The organism is Bacteroides sp. AF32-8BH, from assembly GCF_003435205.1.
In the GTDB taxonomy this organism is placed as follows: Bacteria; Bacteroidota; Bacteroidia; order Bacteroidales; family Bacteroidaceae; genus Bacteroides; species Bacteroides ovatus.
The window spans coordinates 132447-148370 of record NZ_QVLZ01000008.1; the positions used below are offsets into that span (position 1 = coordinate 132447).

The 15924-nt window shown below is 43.0% G+C and carries 9 protein-coding genes; all 9 read right to left on the reverse strand.

Annotation, left to right across the window (positions count from 1 at the left end):
* Positions 1 to 8: 8 nt before the first annotated feature.
* Positions 9 to 1661, reverse strand: coding sequence for a DUF5123 domain-containing protein (locus DWZ47_RS07370; RefSeq protein ID WP_117512685.1), 1653 nt, complete (start codon positions 1659 to 1661; stop codon positions 9 to 11).
* A 20-nt stretch (positions 1662 to 1681) separates the two neighbouring features.
* A complete protein-coding gene (locus DWZ47_RS07375) occupies positions 1682 to 3583 on the reverse strand; it encodes a RagB/SusD family nutrient uptake outer membrane protein (RefSeq protein WP_074556802.1) in 1902 nt (633 codons plus the stop codon).
* Positions 3584 to 3608: 25 nt separating this feature from the next.
* Complete coding sequence (locus DWZ47_RS07380) at positions 3609 to 6821, reverse strand: SusC/RagA family TonB-linked outer membrane protein (RefSeq protein ID WP_117512706.1); 3213 nt, start codon at positions 6819 to 6821, stop codon at positions 3609 to 3611.
* A 44-nt stretch (positions 6822 to 6865) separates the two neighbouring features.
* On the reverse strand, positions 6866 to 9253 hold the full coding sequence (locus DWZ47_RS07385; RefSeq protein ID WP_004301524.1) for a BACON domain-containing protein: 2388 nt from the start codon (positions 9251 to 9253) through the stop codon (positions 6866 to 6868).
* 34 nt (positions 9254 to 9287) lie between these two features.
* Positions 9288 to 11093 carry a DUF5123 domain-containing protein gene (locus DWZ47_RS07390; RefSeq protein WP_117512686.1) on the reverse strand — a complete coding sequence of 602 codons (1806 nt, stop codon included), beginning with the start codon at positions 11091 to 11093 and terminating at the stop codon, positions 9288 to 9290.
* Positions 11094 to 11105: 12 nt separating this feature from the next.
* Entirely contained in the window at positions 11106 to 11990 is an 885-nt protein-coding gene (locus DWZ47_RS07395; protein ID WP_117512687.1) for a hypothetical protein, read from the reverse strand.
* A gap of 395 nt (positions 11991 to 12385) precedes the next feature.
* Positions 12386 to 13915: a pectate lyase gene (locus tag DWZ47_RS07400; RefSeq protein WP_117512688.1), complete on the reverse strand. Its 1530-nt coding sequence runs from the start codon at positions 13913 to 13915 to the stop codon at positions 12386 to 12388.
* A gap of 118 nt (positions 13916 to 14033) precedes the next feature.
* Positions 14034 to 14852 carry a LytTR family DNA-binding domain-containing protein gene (locus tag DWZ47_RS07405; protein WP_117512689.1) on the reverse strand — a complete coding sequence of 273 codons (819 nt, stop codon included), beginning with the start codon at positions 14850 to 14852 and terminating at the stop codon, positions 14034 to 14036.
* Positions 14853 to 14855: 3 nt separating this feature from the next.
* Entirely contained in the window at positions 14856 to 15650 is a 795-nt protein-coding gene (locus DWZ47_RS07410) for a LiaF transmembrane domain-containing protein (protein WP_004305289.1), read from the reverse strand.
* Positions 15651 to 15924: the final 274 nt, after the last annotated feature.

Consider the following 15924-nt stretch of genomic DNA (forward strand, 5'->3'; position numbering starts at 1 on the left):
ATTTAAATTTAAGGCAACCAACGAGTATCACCGGCACGGTTGCTTACAATCGGAGAAGAGGTATCCTTAATCGTCAAGTCTCCATTAGCCGGATCGGCAAACAGTTCGACTGCCGTAATTTTCAAATCGGTCGCATTCATATTCTTACCTCCCAATGTATAGTCTGCGGTGGTATAGTTATTAGAGAATGTAGTAGTAGTGTTAGCACCGATAGCAAACAAGTCACCGCAAGGGGATGCCAACAAGATACCTTCCATTACCAATTTAGAACCTACGGCAGATTCAATGTTAATCAGACGTTGATTACGGCTGTAGTTGTAAATAGTTACATTCTTATATTCCAGGTCGATAGGTTTATCCATATAAGGAGCATAGAAAAGGTTACCCCAGCCATAACCATTGGTTCCATCATTGTCGTTGCTAAATGTACAGTTGCGGAAGATTGCACGGTCTACCTGGTCATAAGAAACTCCGTTATCTTTGTCGAAAGACTGAAGATTAAATGCACCATAAGCACTTGTTTGCCATCCACAACCTTCGAAACGGCATCCTTCCATTTCCAGATTCATAATGTACTTGGCATTAGCGGACTGATGGCGCCAGAAACCTCGGCGAAGACTTATGAAATCGCAATTTACAAAGCTGACATTCTCTATTGTGTATGCCTTGCTGGTATTCATAAAGTAGTTATTGTTTGCTTCATGACGGAATTCAATATTATCAAACTCCAGACTGGAGAGGTAAGAACCCTCTGCAATACTCCAACTACCTTCCAAAACAACAATAGGTTTAACTCCATCACGACTACCGGCCAAACGGAAGCCTTTCATCAAAGCGAACGGAGTGACGCGGTAAGAAGAACCTGCAGGCAAATAGTATTCTGTACCTTCGGGCACTTCAGGATCGACATCGTTGTTCAGCAACATCGCAGATAAATCGTCATCCAAGCCTACCGGTATGGACATAGCCGACGGGCCTGCCGTACGGAACGTTACCTGATTATAAGGTTTGTCATATTTACGCGGTTTACTGGTATCATACAGGTTGACAGCATACAGTGTATTCTTCGTTAAACCATCCACCTCGGCAAATCCCTGCATCATTTCTTCAATGGTCAGATAGCGGCTAATACCAGGCAGTGTCGTATTCATCATAGGGATAATGCTTATACTATCCACCGGATTCTGTTTATTGTCTTTCTTCCAGCGAATGATAGCCGATGATTCCGTAATTTCGGTTTTGGAAACATCTTCCACCAGTTGGGCATATTCCGGACGAGCTTCAATAGAGGCACTGGTGTATTTCCATTGCGAGTTGTTGGTAGCGTTGGCAGCATTACTGCGTACACGAATATAGAAAGTAGTTCCGTAAGGAATATCATCGATAAACACATAAGGATCAGTGGTTTCTATCTCCATAAACAAGCTGGTATAATATTGATCCTGATGTAGTTGTACCGTATAAGAGATAGCATCGTTCACTTTATACCATACCAATGTCACAGAGTTTGCTTTCACCTCCGGTTTCTCCAATACAAACCGGGGCTGGAACAGGTCGTCCACTTTCGTATATTTATCATCTGCCTCGCAGCCTATGAACAGGGTGCCGCAAAGGAGTGCGGGCAGCATAGCCGTTGCAAGTTTTCGTAATAACTTTATCATAACGTTTGTCTTTTTACTGATTAGTATCCATAATAGTTCCGAATCAATCCGCGATGGTCTGTTATAACCTTTGCAGGATAAGGACACAGGTATCTCACAGGATCGGTAGGTTTCACTAATTGATCGTTGTTCTTGTTGATAAATCCACGGAAACTCCATGAAATAGCATCCAACGTTTCATAAAGCTGTGTTTCTTTGTTCAACACTCTCCATCCCAACGCATACTCCAATACTGTGTAACCGGCAGGGCGACCTACACCGGGACCATATTCGTCAATACCTACAATGTCTAATACCTTTCTATCAGAATGTTCAGGGTCCGTCACTTGCTTGTAATAGATATTAGACGGTACTTTCTCAATGCCTGGTACGTAAGCTCCGTTAGCTACCAATCCCCAATTAGTCATCTCGTTATAAAGATTGTAGATAACTTCACCATATTTATTCCAACGCGCAAGATCGTATTTACGAATACCTTCACCACCAAACTCCCATTTACGCTCATCCATGACTGCTTGGAAGAAATCTGCTTCATTAGTCAGGCTCTCTACATAACTTTCTACTTTATCCGTCCATTGAGCCGCATCGAAAGCACGGCGGCGAACACGCTTCAGTGCTTCTTTTGCATCGTCACGCGGTCCGTAAAGTTCATTGACTGCTTCAGCATACATCAGCAAAACATCTGCAAAACGCATACGTACACTGTTGATACCTGTATTAGAACCACTGGAAGCACCCAGCGGAGACTGCATATAGAGTTTGGACCATTTACCAACACCCATACCAGTCACTCCCATATCAATCTCCTGATTCAGGTCTTTATCATATTTATAAGGTACACAAGTCATATCACGACGCAAATCATCCTTATCAAACGAATAAACATACGTACCGCAGAAAGTTACATAGTTGCGGGCGCTGCCATAAGAGTGCTTACCTTCTGCAATAGTAACACCGATATTATAGCCATAACGACTGGTGACACTTTTCAGCATCGGAACAGCGAACATGACATCATCGTTGTTGGCAGTCTTCCAGTTACATTCATTTACCCACAAGTTTTCAAAACTTTGACTCAAGTCGTGTTTGCTTTCTTTGATTACTTTTCCCAGATAAGTGACGGCAATTTCATAATAATGTTCAAAGTTATCGCCACGTTCCATGTAACCTACGTGAGTCACATCTTCTTTGTCGGCACGAAGAGTCCAACCACCCCGATAGAGAGCCAACTGTCCGATAAGCGACTGGCAATATTCGCGTGAAGCACGTTCTACGCCATAATCCAAATCGACTGCATATTTCATCGTCGGTTCTACAGCTATCAAGTCATCAATCAGATATTCCAGAATGACATTGCGGTCGGTAGTACCCAGGCTGAAGAAGTCATCGGTCGCTTCCGTTGGTTTGATAATAAACACTACATCTCCCCATGTACGGATCAAGTCCAGATAGAGCATGGCACGAAGAGTTTTCACTTCTCCATACATCTGTTGTGTTTCGGAAGGAGTATCACCTGTTACTTTATCGGAAAACAATGGTGACTCCTGCACAGCCTGCAAAAAGTCGTTGGCATAATTGATAGCATAATAGATATTGTTCCAAGTAGCGTTCAATACCGACCAGGTGGGACGGGAATCAAAGCAGCCTATATCCGAGCCATTGGTACTGACAGTGTTGTTCTTGAACGAACTCATTTCCACATCGGTATTCGTATTCAAACCGCTGGCAAGGTTACTTCCGTACAATCCGTCTTCCGTCATGGAAGAGTAGATACGGGTCATCAACGCTTTCATCTCCGATTCGCTGGAAAATATGTACTCGGGAGTAAAGCCGGAGGCGGGCTGCACATCAAGAAAATCATCGCAAGACGTCAAAGTGAACATAGTTCCGGCAATGAGTGAGTATATTAGTTTCTTATTCATTGTTCTTTCATTTTATAGATTTCAATTAAAAAGTCAACTGTGCACCAAATGTATAGGTACGGCTACGCGGATAACGGTTATAATCAATGTTCGGTGTCAAACCGGTAGCGATGTTCACCTCCGGATCATAACCACTATATCCGGTAAGGGTAAACAGATTATTGCCCGATACATAGAAACGCACTTTACTCAAACCGACTTTCTTCGTCCACACACTTGGTAAGGTGTAACCGAGGGTAGCTGAATTAAGACGCAGGAACGAACCGTCTTCCACGGCATACGACATACAGATGGGGCGCCCGATGGAAGTGGGATTCCACATGGTAGCATTCTTATTGAATTCTGCCAGTACTTCCGGACTATAACGGATCTCATTCCCCATGTCGTCGAAGTTACGCCAGCGTTTATCCGAAGCAATGTCCATCAGGAAGTTGTTCTCTTTATTGTCCGCCCACGTGGTCAGCATGATTTTGTTGGCATTCAGTACATCAAAATCATACATAAAGTTGAAGAACATACTCATGTCGAACCCTTTATAAGTAGCATTCAAGCCAAAACCTCCCGAGAATTTCGGAGTGGTGTTACCAATAACAGTACGGTCGGCTTCTGTCAACTGATAAGGATTGGTGCTGTTAGGATCTACCGGAGTGAGTTTCTTGAACTTGGCATTACCGGGACGCGGAGTGTCGGACAATGGGCTTGAATCTACCACTCCTTCTTTCAGTTTCCATGTTCTGGATTTGGAGTCGAAGGATTCAAAATCGGCTACGGTATAGAATCCGTCATTGACATAACCGTAAATCAAACCACTGGTACCACCCACATAGGCACGGTAATCATCCGAGTTCACCACATCATTTCTCCAACCCGAAGTGAGAATCCATTCTTTTTCACCACTTGCCAGTTTGTCAATCTTGTTTTTATTATGACCGATATTAAAGGTAGCGTTCAGTGAAAAGTCTTTCGTCTCTACCAGCCAGGCATTCAGTTGAAGTTCTATACCACGATTTGACGTTTGTCCCACATTGGTCATCAGCTTAGTGTAACCTGTATAACCGGGAATATCCGAAGGCACCAACAAATCTTTCACTGTATTCCAATAAACATCAACAGTACCGCTAATGCGTTCTTTGAAGAAGCCGAAGTCAAAACCAATGTTACGTGTGATGGTAGTTTCCCATCTCACATCGGGATTGTAGACATATTTAGAGTTATAAAAATTGTAGTAATAGTGACTGTTTTCTCCCCAGCCGGCAGGACGGGAACTGCTTACACCATACAATTTCTGATAAAGGTCGGCATCAATACGGTCATTACCGGAAGTACCGTAACTGACTCTCAACTTTAAGTTGGAAACGACCTGATTATCTTTCAAAAAGTCTTCATTAGAGATACGCCATGCCAACGCTCCTGCCGGGAAGAATCCCCAACGGTTACCTTTGGCAAACTTGGAAGAGCCATCGGCACGCAACGTTACTGTAGCAAGGTATTTATCATTATAGCCATAGTTGATACGACCAAAGAATGAAGAAATACGCGAGGGAGAGGCCGCTGACGAGGAGTTCTCGTAAGGAGTACCTAGCGACAAATTATCAAAGACCTTTTCTGCCGTGATATTTTCCGGAAAAAAACGGGTAGAGTAAGTTTTGGTAGTAGTCTGGTTATGCTTGATTTCCTGTCCCAACATCAGACGGATATCATGTACATCTTTTAGCATAAAGTTGTAGTTCCACACGTTGGTAAGCTGCCACTTAGTACCTTGTTTCATGCTCCATTCCGCCACCGGCTGGTTATTGTTGCTACGAGCTTTACTAGTCTCCATACCCCAGAAACGGCGTTGTTCTTCAGAGTTATTTTCGAAACCAAATTCACTACGGAAAGTCATACCTTTCATAATATCCCAAGTCACAGCTCCCATCGTATTGAGAGACTTATTAATTCTCTTTTTATAATTTCTTTTCGATTCTTCTTTGGGATCAAAAAGAGTTTCCTCTTCCAGTTGATCGGGATCGAAATACGTATCGTCTTCAGGAAGTTTCATATATTCATCCAGACCCTTAGTAGGTTTTTGGCGCAAAGCAGTCAACAAACTAACGCCTTCCGTACCGGATCCATCCACTTCCTTATGTAACAAACGCGTGCGGTATTCCAACGTCAGGAATTTAAAAGGCTTGAAGTTGAAAGAAGCATTCATATTATTTTGTTTCAGTCCGTTACCTACCATCACACTCGGTTGGTCCTGATGGATAAAGGATAGTTTATATTTGGCTTTTTCCGTACCACCATTCACACTAAGGTCTACATATTTAGCCACCGGATTGGAACCGAACACCTCGTCCTGCCAGTCTTTTCCGGCATTCCCTTGATAGATATAGTGTTCGTAAGCATGTCCATACTTATTATTGAAAGCTGTTGGGTTAGAACTTTTCTGACGAGCATTTTCATATTGCATCAATACAAATTCGTAAGGGTCCATCACATCCAGCTTGTTAGAAAGTTCTTTGGTCTGCACATAAGTGTTCAGACTAATGACAACCCGTCCTTCAACAGGACGTTTGGTTGTCACCAAAATAACACCGTTCGCACCGCGTGCACCATAGATGGCCGTAGAGGCCGCATCTTTCAACACTTCGATAGATTCAATATCGGTAGGAGGAACATCGTTCAGGCTGCCCACTTCAAATCCGTCCAATATGATAAGCGGACTGTTATCTTGTGTAATAGAACCGCCACCACGCACCAAAATCTTGATTTCTGCATCCGGCGAGCCGTCTACAGCCGTCACCTGTACGCCCGGCAGCTTACCGACGATGGCTTCAGCAGCAGAAGTGGTCTGTACTTTTTCCAATATCTTGCCGGATACGCTGGCGATAGAACCGGTCAGGTTACCTCTTTTCTGCGTTCCATAGCCGATTACGACTACATCGTCCAACATTCCGACAGCTTCTTTCATGTGGATATTAATGTTCGAGGTACGTCCTTTCAACGGTTCTTTTGCTTCTTCCATACCTACATAGCGAACTATCAACACGGCCTTGGCTACATTGGACACGCCAGTCAATGTAAATTTACCGTCCAAATCGGTCGTGGCACCGATCGAAGTGCCTTGCACCGTTACTGTGGCACCAATCACCGGTCCCATGTCGTCGGTCACCGTACCGGTCACAGTAGCAGTCTGTGCCATAGCACCCACCGCTACCCACAGCAGGATAAATATGTTTATGATTATTTTATTCATCATTCTATGCTTTTATTGTAAATAGATTTATTTGCTCCACACCATTATTTCTTTTCCATCACTATTCCGCCTTGGTTCTGATAGTAAATGATATGCTGAACCAGGTTGTGAAAATAAACTTCGATGTTCGGATAGCGTCCGTTAGGATCAACCGACGAACTGATTTTTTGTGCATCACTCGGATCGTTAGGATTCAACCCGTAAGCTTCTTCCCAAATATCAGGAATTCCATCACCATCCGTATCAGGCCAGGGATTCAACGACTTCACCTTAATGTAACCTTCAGTATCTGATACTGTATCAATGATACCGGGTTGCTTGGCTTTGCCGTCTTCTTCGGGTTTGGAACCGATATAGGTGTAAGTACCATTCTTTACTTCGCGAACGATACGCTGATCTATCACATCTCTACGCAAAGAAGCTCCGGCATATTCCAATACTTTATCGTAAGCTTGTTCAGCCGTGTGACTGGTCAGTTTGCTGAAAGGTTGGTAATCTGCCATCTTCATAGCTTGCTTTTCTGCTTCAGGAACCGTACCCAGTGAAGAGTCGAATTGTCCCCAAACACCCTCTGTCCAGTTATCAGCCGTGACACCTGTGTTACCTAACACATAATTGCCATTGATATAAGCTCTGGCAGTAGGATCACTTGACAGGATACGGTAAGAACGGTTGTTTGTTCCGGTAGCTGGTCCCGGTTTATAATAGCAGTTGGTCAGGTTGAAAGCAGCATACTTTCCGCCGTAACTGCCTTGTCCTCTTCCACTCCAGTTGTAGTAGACATTATTCCTCACATCGAAATATCCGGTAAAGTCATAAGATTCTTGTGTACCGGGAGCAGACAAATCGGAGATACGCGGGCAGCGGCTACCGTGGTGTGCTAACAGTATGTGGTGGAAAGAAGCATTATCTCCACTAAACATAGCACCATAACCATGAGCACCCTTGGCATGGTTAGACAGGTTCATACTTTCAGAAGCGATACACCATTGTGCCGTGAAGTTCTGTACGCCATAGAAAGTCAGTGTTTCATCCACACTCCATCCGGCTGTAATATGGTCGATAATGGCATCTTTGAAATAGCGTCCGCCAATCGCATCTTCTCCATAATCGGCAAACTGATCGCCCGGACGGCAACGCAAGAAACGAACAATAGCATTCAGACTGCCACCTGCACCAATAGCCGGATCTTTCGACAGGTTAAAGGTGAAGTTGTAATTCTTCAATGTGATACCGTCGCCCGGTGCGGTCTGACCAATGATACTCAAATTAGGATATTCATTCAGATACAGCCCTCTTTTCAGTTCGATGATACCGGATACATCAAAAATGATGGTGCGTGGTTGGTTGGATTTCTCAATTCCGTAGCGTAAACTGCCCTCAATAGGGGTTTCGTTTTTGTTATAATCTGCCAGCGTAGTCACACGATAGATTTCGCCGCCACGACCACCGGTAGTAAAACGACCGCCACCTTCGGCACCCGGGAAAGCGAGTATAGAAGTAGAATGATCGTCACCGATGCTTGTATCGGGTTTACCATATTGGAAGATGGTAATTACTTTATCCAACATCTCTACCGTTGCTGTACGTGGGAAGACTGTTTCATTATTTTCGATATTCAATACGACTTCATTGGCAGTAGAGTTTTTCTTATCCTGCGTAATCCAACTCTCGGATATTACAGCATCGTAATCTACCGGGTTTTCTCCTTGCGGAGCCGAGATAACCAGTTTAGGACATTTATAAGGAATGATATACTCATCCTGTTCTATCGTCACCTCACCGCTTACACCGTCTTGTGTCACTTTCAGGACACGCTGCAATGTATAATCTCCTACGGATTTGAATATCAGGACGGCTGTTCTGGTTTTGTTTGCATTTGCATCTACGGCAAATGTTACTTCATCCGTCACAAAACTGCGGGTTCTGGGAGTTGCTTCCTTCAACTTGATCCAGTCGTACTCTGCTGCTATCTCCAGTTCCCATTCCACATTTGCCACTACTTTGCAGGTGAATGTACCTCCCCGGAATGACAAAGGGTCTGATGAATAATCAAACAAAATATCGGGATCGGCCCCCAGTTGCTCTACGCTAATCTCTTGTTCCAATGTCGAGCCTGCACCCGACATTGATACTTTTACTGTTCCGGTGCGCTTGGGACCGTCTGTATTCTCGGTAAAAAACAAACGGAGATCACCATTCCCCTCTCCGGAGCTTTTTGATATAGTCAACCAGTCGCCTGTCGAGGTCACTTCGGCAGTCCATGTAGAGGTAGCCGTTACGTTGATTGTAAACGAACCGTCTACGTTACTCAACTTCACCTCATTCTTCGACACTTCCAGTTTGGCAGCTGTTGCACCCGCATTAGATTCGTCGTCCGAACTACATGCGCTCAACAATCCTACCAATAATATGAATAGAAAATATCTCATGTTTTATATCTTTATATTGTTAATACTCTATTGATTATTTAATCCAATGCGGATCACCAATTCCATTTGTATATACTTCGGAGTTTTTATCGGTAATAGTGAAATCTCTACCAGCCACATCTTTGAAGAGTGTTTCCATAGGGAGAGCTGTTTCTACCGGTATTTCAGCAGTATCAACTCCCCAGTTAGCCACTACAAAGCCATTGGTGCGATAGTTATTCTCGAAAGTCTTGCTTGTGACGTTTCTTGTAGTGAACCAAGTTCCCTGTCCGACTTCACAAACACCACTAAAGAGATTATTACGGACAACTAAGTGGAATGAAGAGGTATTCTTCGGATTTAAGTCGAAGAAGGTCATTGCAGCAGGAGCCATACTCACAAATGTACAATTCTCTATTGTCACATTCAATTTGCCTGTCATACTGCCCAAACCGGTTATCAAAGCTCTTGTCAGATTGTTGGCATGGAACGTAGAGTTCTTGAACACAAAGTTGTGTACCGGCGCGTCCTGCTTGGTAGAAAGACCGAACAGGCCACTTCCACCGGAATTCAAACCTAAGAAACGACAATTCTCAATCACAATATGATCGGCAATCTGTTTCTGTGCAGCATCTACTTCCTGATACCACATTGTACGTACCAAATCGCTGATTTCACAGTTCTTCCAAGAGATAGTAGATACATGGAAAGCTTGGTTTTTAAACTTAAAGAAATCGGAAGTTGTCACCTTTATTTTCAGATTCTCGAAGTGGAAGGCTTCAATAATGGCATCAGGACAGTTGATACTCATGTTGCCCATTTCCATAAATGCCAATTCTTCACCATCACCCGGTGCCTGTCCCATGATGTAGAGAGCTTTCGGTATTTCGGTCTGTGTACCTAATTTATAGGTAGCACCTGCTTTCAGGAAAAGTTTCACCTCATTTACAGAAGCATCCGCCAGCATTGATTTACAGATTGATTCAAGGTTCTCTTCCGGACTTACATATCTGTATCCGTCAGGAATTCTCATCGGAGCTTCCGGATTGATATCTTCTTCGTTCCATCCTTCCGAAGCAATTGTTACAGTGTAATCTTGTATGATCGGTTCATCTACGTTGTTCAGTGCAAACACCACTTGTACCGTATCATCAGGCAAGATGGGGAATGTGCCATCGATAGCTTTAGATTGGACTACCGTATTATTCTTATCCAGATAGTCGATACGCACGGATACTGTTCCGCCTTCGCTTTGCGTTTGAAACAATACAAAGTCATCGGTGTAGTTCACTCCACCGGTTGTTGTCTCTTTCTCGCGTTGCACATCTGTCGGAGCTTTTACAAAAGTAGCATCCGATAGTTTATATCCTGATATTGGTGAAGAAACGACTGCGCGTAATTTCGAGTAGCTTTTATCCGATTTACGATCGGTAGACTTCAGACGAAGCACACCTGTACGATTGTACATACGCACACTAAGCGGTTCGTCGAACGGGGATTTATACGTCACCGGTGCCGAAATGGCATATTTTGTTTTAGCCGTCGGATCCTGATGTATCACAATATCATTCAGATTCTTCGGACTGGGAATAGAATCGGATTGTGTGGTAGAAATAATGTTATAACTCCCATTGGGCAACTGAAAGCGATAAAGCGACGAATAGTTGGCTACATACTCACCATCGGCTGTATAGATAAACAGGGGTTTGTTAGAGGCACCTGTGTTCACCGCCCACGGTTCGTCATCCAGAAACAGTTGTATCTCTTTTACTACCGAAGTGGCATATCGTTCTTCTTCCGAACAAGCTGTTATTCCCAACAGGAGCATTATTCCCGTCAGTGAATAGAATATATTTCTCATATAACTCCTGTTTTAAAATTCTGAAACTTCTATTGTAAACGGTTGAGTGGATGTACTCTTATACATGACTGTGCGTACCGAAGGCCACGGCTCGTCCAAGTAATTCTCATCCATAATTTTCATATGTACGGTAGAACGCTTGGAAGACTCAAAGCCTATACCGGTATCAAGAGGGCTGATGATGCGATTCACCTCCTCGCCTCCTTTCAGATATACCACATCTATAGATGTTCTGGAATCTCCATTCACTGTGGGAAATGAATAAACCGAAGCTCCAAAGCCGGTAGAAAGATTAGTGGAAATGGTCACATTTTCTGTAATACATTCTTTACTCTTTACTTTATAGCCTATTGCCACATTTGTAAAAGTGACATTCAACTGGTCAAAACGAGTGATAGCACTCAATTCCTCCTCCGTCTCTTTCGGCTGGAACACTGCTTGCCCGACTAAACGTTTCAATTCTACGTTGAGCGAACTGACCGAGTTATCTGAAGTAAAGCCTACGACATCCGAAATATAAACCGGCTTTTGAATATGAGCATCCTGATAAACTACCACTTTGGAAAGACTATCTGTATCCACCAGATGATCGGCATTTGCCACGATGAAGGTTTGCAGATTTTCTCCTAAAGGAAGGTCGACTTTTAAATCTCCATTATTTAAAGGGAGATTTTTTCCATATACCATGGAATCTTGCAGGTAGACATAAACACCGACCTCTGTAATTCCATGTTCAGCAAAAGTTTCAAGACTAGCCCTACTGAAAGAAACGCCAACCGGGTGGGTTTCGGGCACATTGGGAAGTTGTTCATTCGGTTTCCATTCATCATCCATTTGCTGTGAACAAGAACAGCAAAGCAGAAATGACAGAAGAAATAAACTTGCTAGATGTTTCATAAATATTAGTTTATATATAATTTAAAGATATACAATTATTAAAAGAATAAAAATTCTATGCCCTTTTTCTTTAAAAGGCGGATTCAAGCCTAAGGAGGATTGGCTATTATAAGTGCTGGCTTCATGTTTCTCATTTGTTTAGATTTTCATTGTACATTAATGATGTTTTTCGCTAGAGTGATTTTTTTGTTCTTTCACCAGTGCAAAATTGAGGATTAAGCAAGAGAAGATAGAGTAAGATTTAGTAGAAAAGGAGTAAAAAACGGACTGGGGTAAAAAAGTGCCCCTCTGGTATAGCCATGCACAAAAAAGATATGCCCTTCAAATGTTATCATAAAACACCTGAAGGGCATATCATCTAAATTCTCCGCATTGAACGGGGAATTGCTGATTACCTATTTGTTCTGTGCATCGACTATATGTTGCACCAAACTATTCAAATATACCTCAAGATTCGTATATTGTCCATTCGGATCTTTCGTTTTTGTATTTCCATCTACGGGATTATTCGGATCAAGTCCGTTTTTTATTTCCCACTCATCAGGTATGCCATCACCGTCCGAATCTACCGGTGCCGAAAGACCTGTTATTGATAATTCCGGCCAGGGAGAATCGCCTGTGTCTTTGGGGCTATTGATAAATCCGGGTTTATTTCCTTCTCCGGTGAAAGTTGCCGTTCCTTTCCGCGTGTCGGAAATGATACGTTTGTCTACTTCATCACGATAATTACAGCAACCTGCATAGTTCATCACCTGTTCATAAGCCTTGTCAGCCGAATAAGTAGTGATTACTCCAAAATCAAGAGGTTCTTTCAGACGGATAGATTCTTTGGCATCTTCTGTCCAGAGGAAATCTACTTTTTCATCATTCTTCAACTGGGCATAGACTCCGTCCGTCCAGTTATCGGCAGTAACTTTGTTGTTACCTTCTATCTTATTTCCATCAATATAGAAAGTTCCCCATTTCTGCAGGTAAGGTTGAAAAGCCAAGTTCTTTTTGGGTTCTCCATCAACGTAAACATAAGCTTGCGGATAAACTCCGACTTTGGCAATACGATATTGCACCTGTTTGGAAGCCTGTTTTGTTGCCGGTCCCGGTTTATAATAGTTATTGACGATATTGACATGCTGATCTTCCCCGCCATAGCAACCGTTTCCAGCCCAGTTGTAGAAAACATTATTCCGGATATCAACACATTCGCCAAGAGCTAATGTAGAAGGACGAGGGCCCAAACGAGGCACGCGACTCTCACAGTGAGCGATCAGGTTATGGTGATAAGAAGCTTTATGTCCTCCCCAATTGCCTCCATATCCATGTGCCCCTTTTACATGAGTCGCTTTTCTTAATGCTTCAGAGCCAATACACCATTGTACCGTAGAGTTTTCCATACCATAAACGGAAAGACATTCATCTACACTCCAACTGACAGAGCAATGGTCTACCATAATATCTTTCTTATCACAGCCGCCCAACCCATCGGGTTCTTTCCCACTGGCTTCTCCGGGGCGGAAACGAAGAAAACGGATAATTACATTATTAGAATTAATAGAAAAGCCATAATCAGCCAGACAGATTCCTCCGGGAGAAGTCTGTCCTGCAATGGTGAGATGATCTTTCCCTGTTCGTAATTCCGATTTCAGATGAATCGTACCTGCCACATCAAAGACAATCGTTTTAGGTCCATTTTGTTTCAAAGCCCAACGTAAAGTCCCCTGCGAACCATCGTCTTCCAAAGAAGTCACATGATACACTTTACCACCACGGCCGCCTGTCGTGTATCTACCGTGTCCTTCAGCTCCGGGAAAAGAGATCACTCGATCTTCCCGGCCGCCTGTCTCCTGTTTTTCGGGTATGTCATAGGAAAAGGACATCATTCCTCCCGCAAACATTGCCAGCAGACAAACATAAACTAATTTTCTTTTCATTTCCTTATTCACATTATTAGATGATGGAAACAAAAGTAGTGGAAGCTTTTCATTCTGACATTCATTTTTTGACCGATATGGGGGAAAAATCAGTTTTTATGATAAGATTGAACAAATTTTAGATCCCCAGCCGCTCTTTTAATAACCGGTAACCGGAAAGACTTACTTTAAGTTTCACGCCAGTCTTCAATAACAACTGATAAGTTTCTTTTCCAAAAAGCTCGACCCGCGAAATTTGTGTTACGTTGACAATCGTAGAACGATGCACACGCACAAAAGTATCAGGAGACAGATGGGTCTCAAAATATTTCATAGTTTGTTCTTTCAGATATTCTCCGGTAGGGGTTATCAACATTACATAATCTCCACAGGCTTGTATGTAAATCAGTTCGTCTGTCTTTACCAGATGAATGCGGGAACCGTCTTTCACCGTAATGCGATCTATTAATTCTGTCTGTGGTTCTCCTTGTTGTTCGGTCACAGTTAGCTGATGTGCAGCCAATTCTTTATCCAGTTCCTGATTCTGTACTTCTTCTTTAGTTACGATCAGGCGATACCATAAAGTAATGGCAATCAAGGTTGGCAGCCCGAACAATAACCGGAAAGGTATGGTCTGCGCAAAAGGAATATAGGATATGCCTACAATCCTCACCATGATATCACAGATCATAAAACTACCCGCCAGCCATAACAGGCTTCCAACGATTATCATGATTATATCCGTCTGGAACAACGAAACAAGACCGACCACAAACCAGGCCAAATAGGCTATGGCTGCCAGCCAACCAATTGTTGCCACTCCATCTACCAGAGCAGGAAGATAGTCGTTTCCGGTATATCCACAGACTAAAGCCACCTGTGTCGCAACCAGAATAAACGCCAGCACCAGCATCGGAATCCAGCGGAATGGATAATCTATTATCGGATGTGGTTTCATACGCTAGTCTTTAACTTCCAAGCCTCCGAAAGAAAGCGTTCCACGAATGACCAATATATTCTCCTTGTTTACATTCCCATTTTGCCAGCGTTTGTCATCACATCCTCCAAAGAAAGCATTGCATTTGAAGACGACTGTCCAATCCGACGGGACATAAATCTCGACTCCTCCCCAACTGCAATCCAAATCAATATAGGTTTCTCCCGGTGCAATATGGGTATGGCGAAGATCAATAGTCGTCCCCCCGAAAGAGGTACGAATCATGGCTCCTTTAAACAACTCATCAAGTACTACGTGACGTGCAGCTCCCCAGACATTCTCCGAACGCAAAAAGCCATCTACTGATTCCGATTGTTGTTGCTCACTCTCAAAGTTCATGCCGGGTCTACCCTGATGCATCTTCATCCATTGCCGACGATGTTCCATTGTATGCTGACGAGCCCATTGCGCCCTCTTATTTCTGCCGGGTTTGAAGATAAATAAAACACCTGCTATTATCAGAGCGAGGGGCCACACCATTGCCTGTGAATTTTCCGGTAACCAGGAAAGTCCTCCTATCAGAAAATACACACCTATCAGCAAAAGGATGATTCCACCGATGAAATGGCGGCGAATCATTGCATATATACCTAATAATATAAGGAGTGAATGCCAGGATACGATCAAATCAAATACTTCTGAAGTTATCCATCCCATATTACGGGCAAACAGTAGAATCCCGGAAAGGATAAAAAGCAAAGCTATCAGTATTTTACCGGAAAAGCCTGTAGCACGGGGAAAATTTTGTTTCTCTTCCATTGTTTCTATTATTAATTGATTAATGGTTCAAAGATACATCATTTCCCTATGCTTCCACAGGCTTTTCAGTTGATTTACGGTATAAATTCCGATGAATGCCGGATAAAAACCGGTGAAAAAATCAATTTATAAATCTCTGATTCGTATATTTGCCGGCCTTTAGAACACAAATAACACCCTTCAAAGCTAATAACTACACCTCGTAACAAACTAAAAAACAAAAAATACGAGGTGAAAAACAAATATTGCACATCACTGTATCTTCATTCTCATA

What these genes read in the sequence shown, in the direction of transcription:
- DWZ47_RS07400 (WP_117512688.1), bottom strand. Translation starts at nt 13,915, where the DNA reads ATGAAAAGAAAATTAGTTTATGTTTGTCTGCTGGCAATGTTTGCGGGA.
- DWZ47_RS07390 (WP_117512686.1), bottom strand. Translation starts at nt 11,093, where the DNA reads ATGAGAAATATATTCTATTCACTGACGGGAATAATGCTCCTGTTGGGA.
- DWZ47_RS07405 (WP_117512689.1), bottom strand. Translation starts at nt 14,852, where the DNA reads ATGAAACCACATCCGATAATAGATTATCCATTCCGCTGGATTCCGATG.
- DWZ47_RS07385 (WP_004301524.1), bottom strand. Translation starts at nt 9,253, where the DNA reads ATGAGATATTTTCTATTCATATTATTGGTAGGATTGTTGAGCGCATGT.
- DWZ47_RS07380 (WP_117512706.1), bottom strand. Translation starts at nt 6,821, where the DNA reads ATGAATAAAATAATCATAAACATATTTATCCTGCTGTGGGTAGCGGTG.
- DWZ47_RS07395 (WP_117512687.1), bottom strand. Translation starts at nt 11,990, where the DNA reads ATGAAACATCTAGCAAGTTTATTTCTTCTGTCATTTCTGCTTTGCTGT.
- DWZ47_RS07375 (WP_074556802.1), bottom strand. Translation starts at nt 3,583, where the DNA reads ATGAATAAGAAACTAATATACTCACTCATTGCCGGAACTATGTTCACT.
- DWZ47_RS07410 (WP_004305289.1), bottom strand. Translation starts at nt 15,650, where the DNA reads ATGGAAGAGAAACAAAATTTTCCCCGTGCTACAGGCTTTTCCGGTAAA.
- DWZ47_RS07370 (WP_117512685.1), bottom strand. Translation starts at nt 1,661, where the DNA reads ATGATAAAGTTATTACGAAAACTTGCAACGGCTATGCTGCCCGCACTC.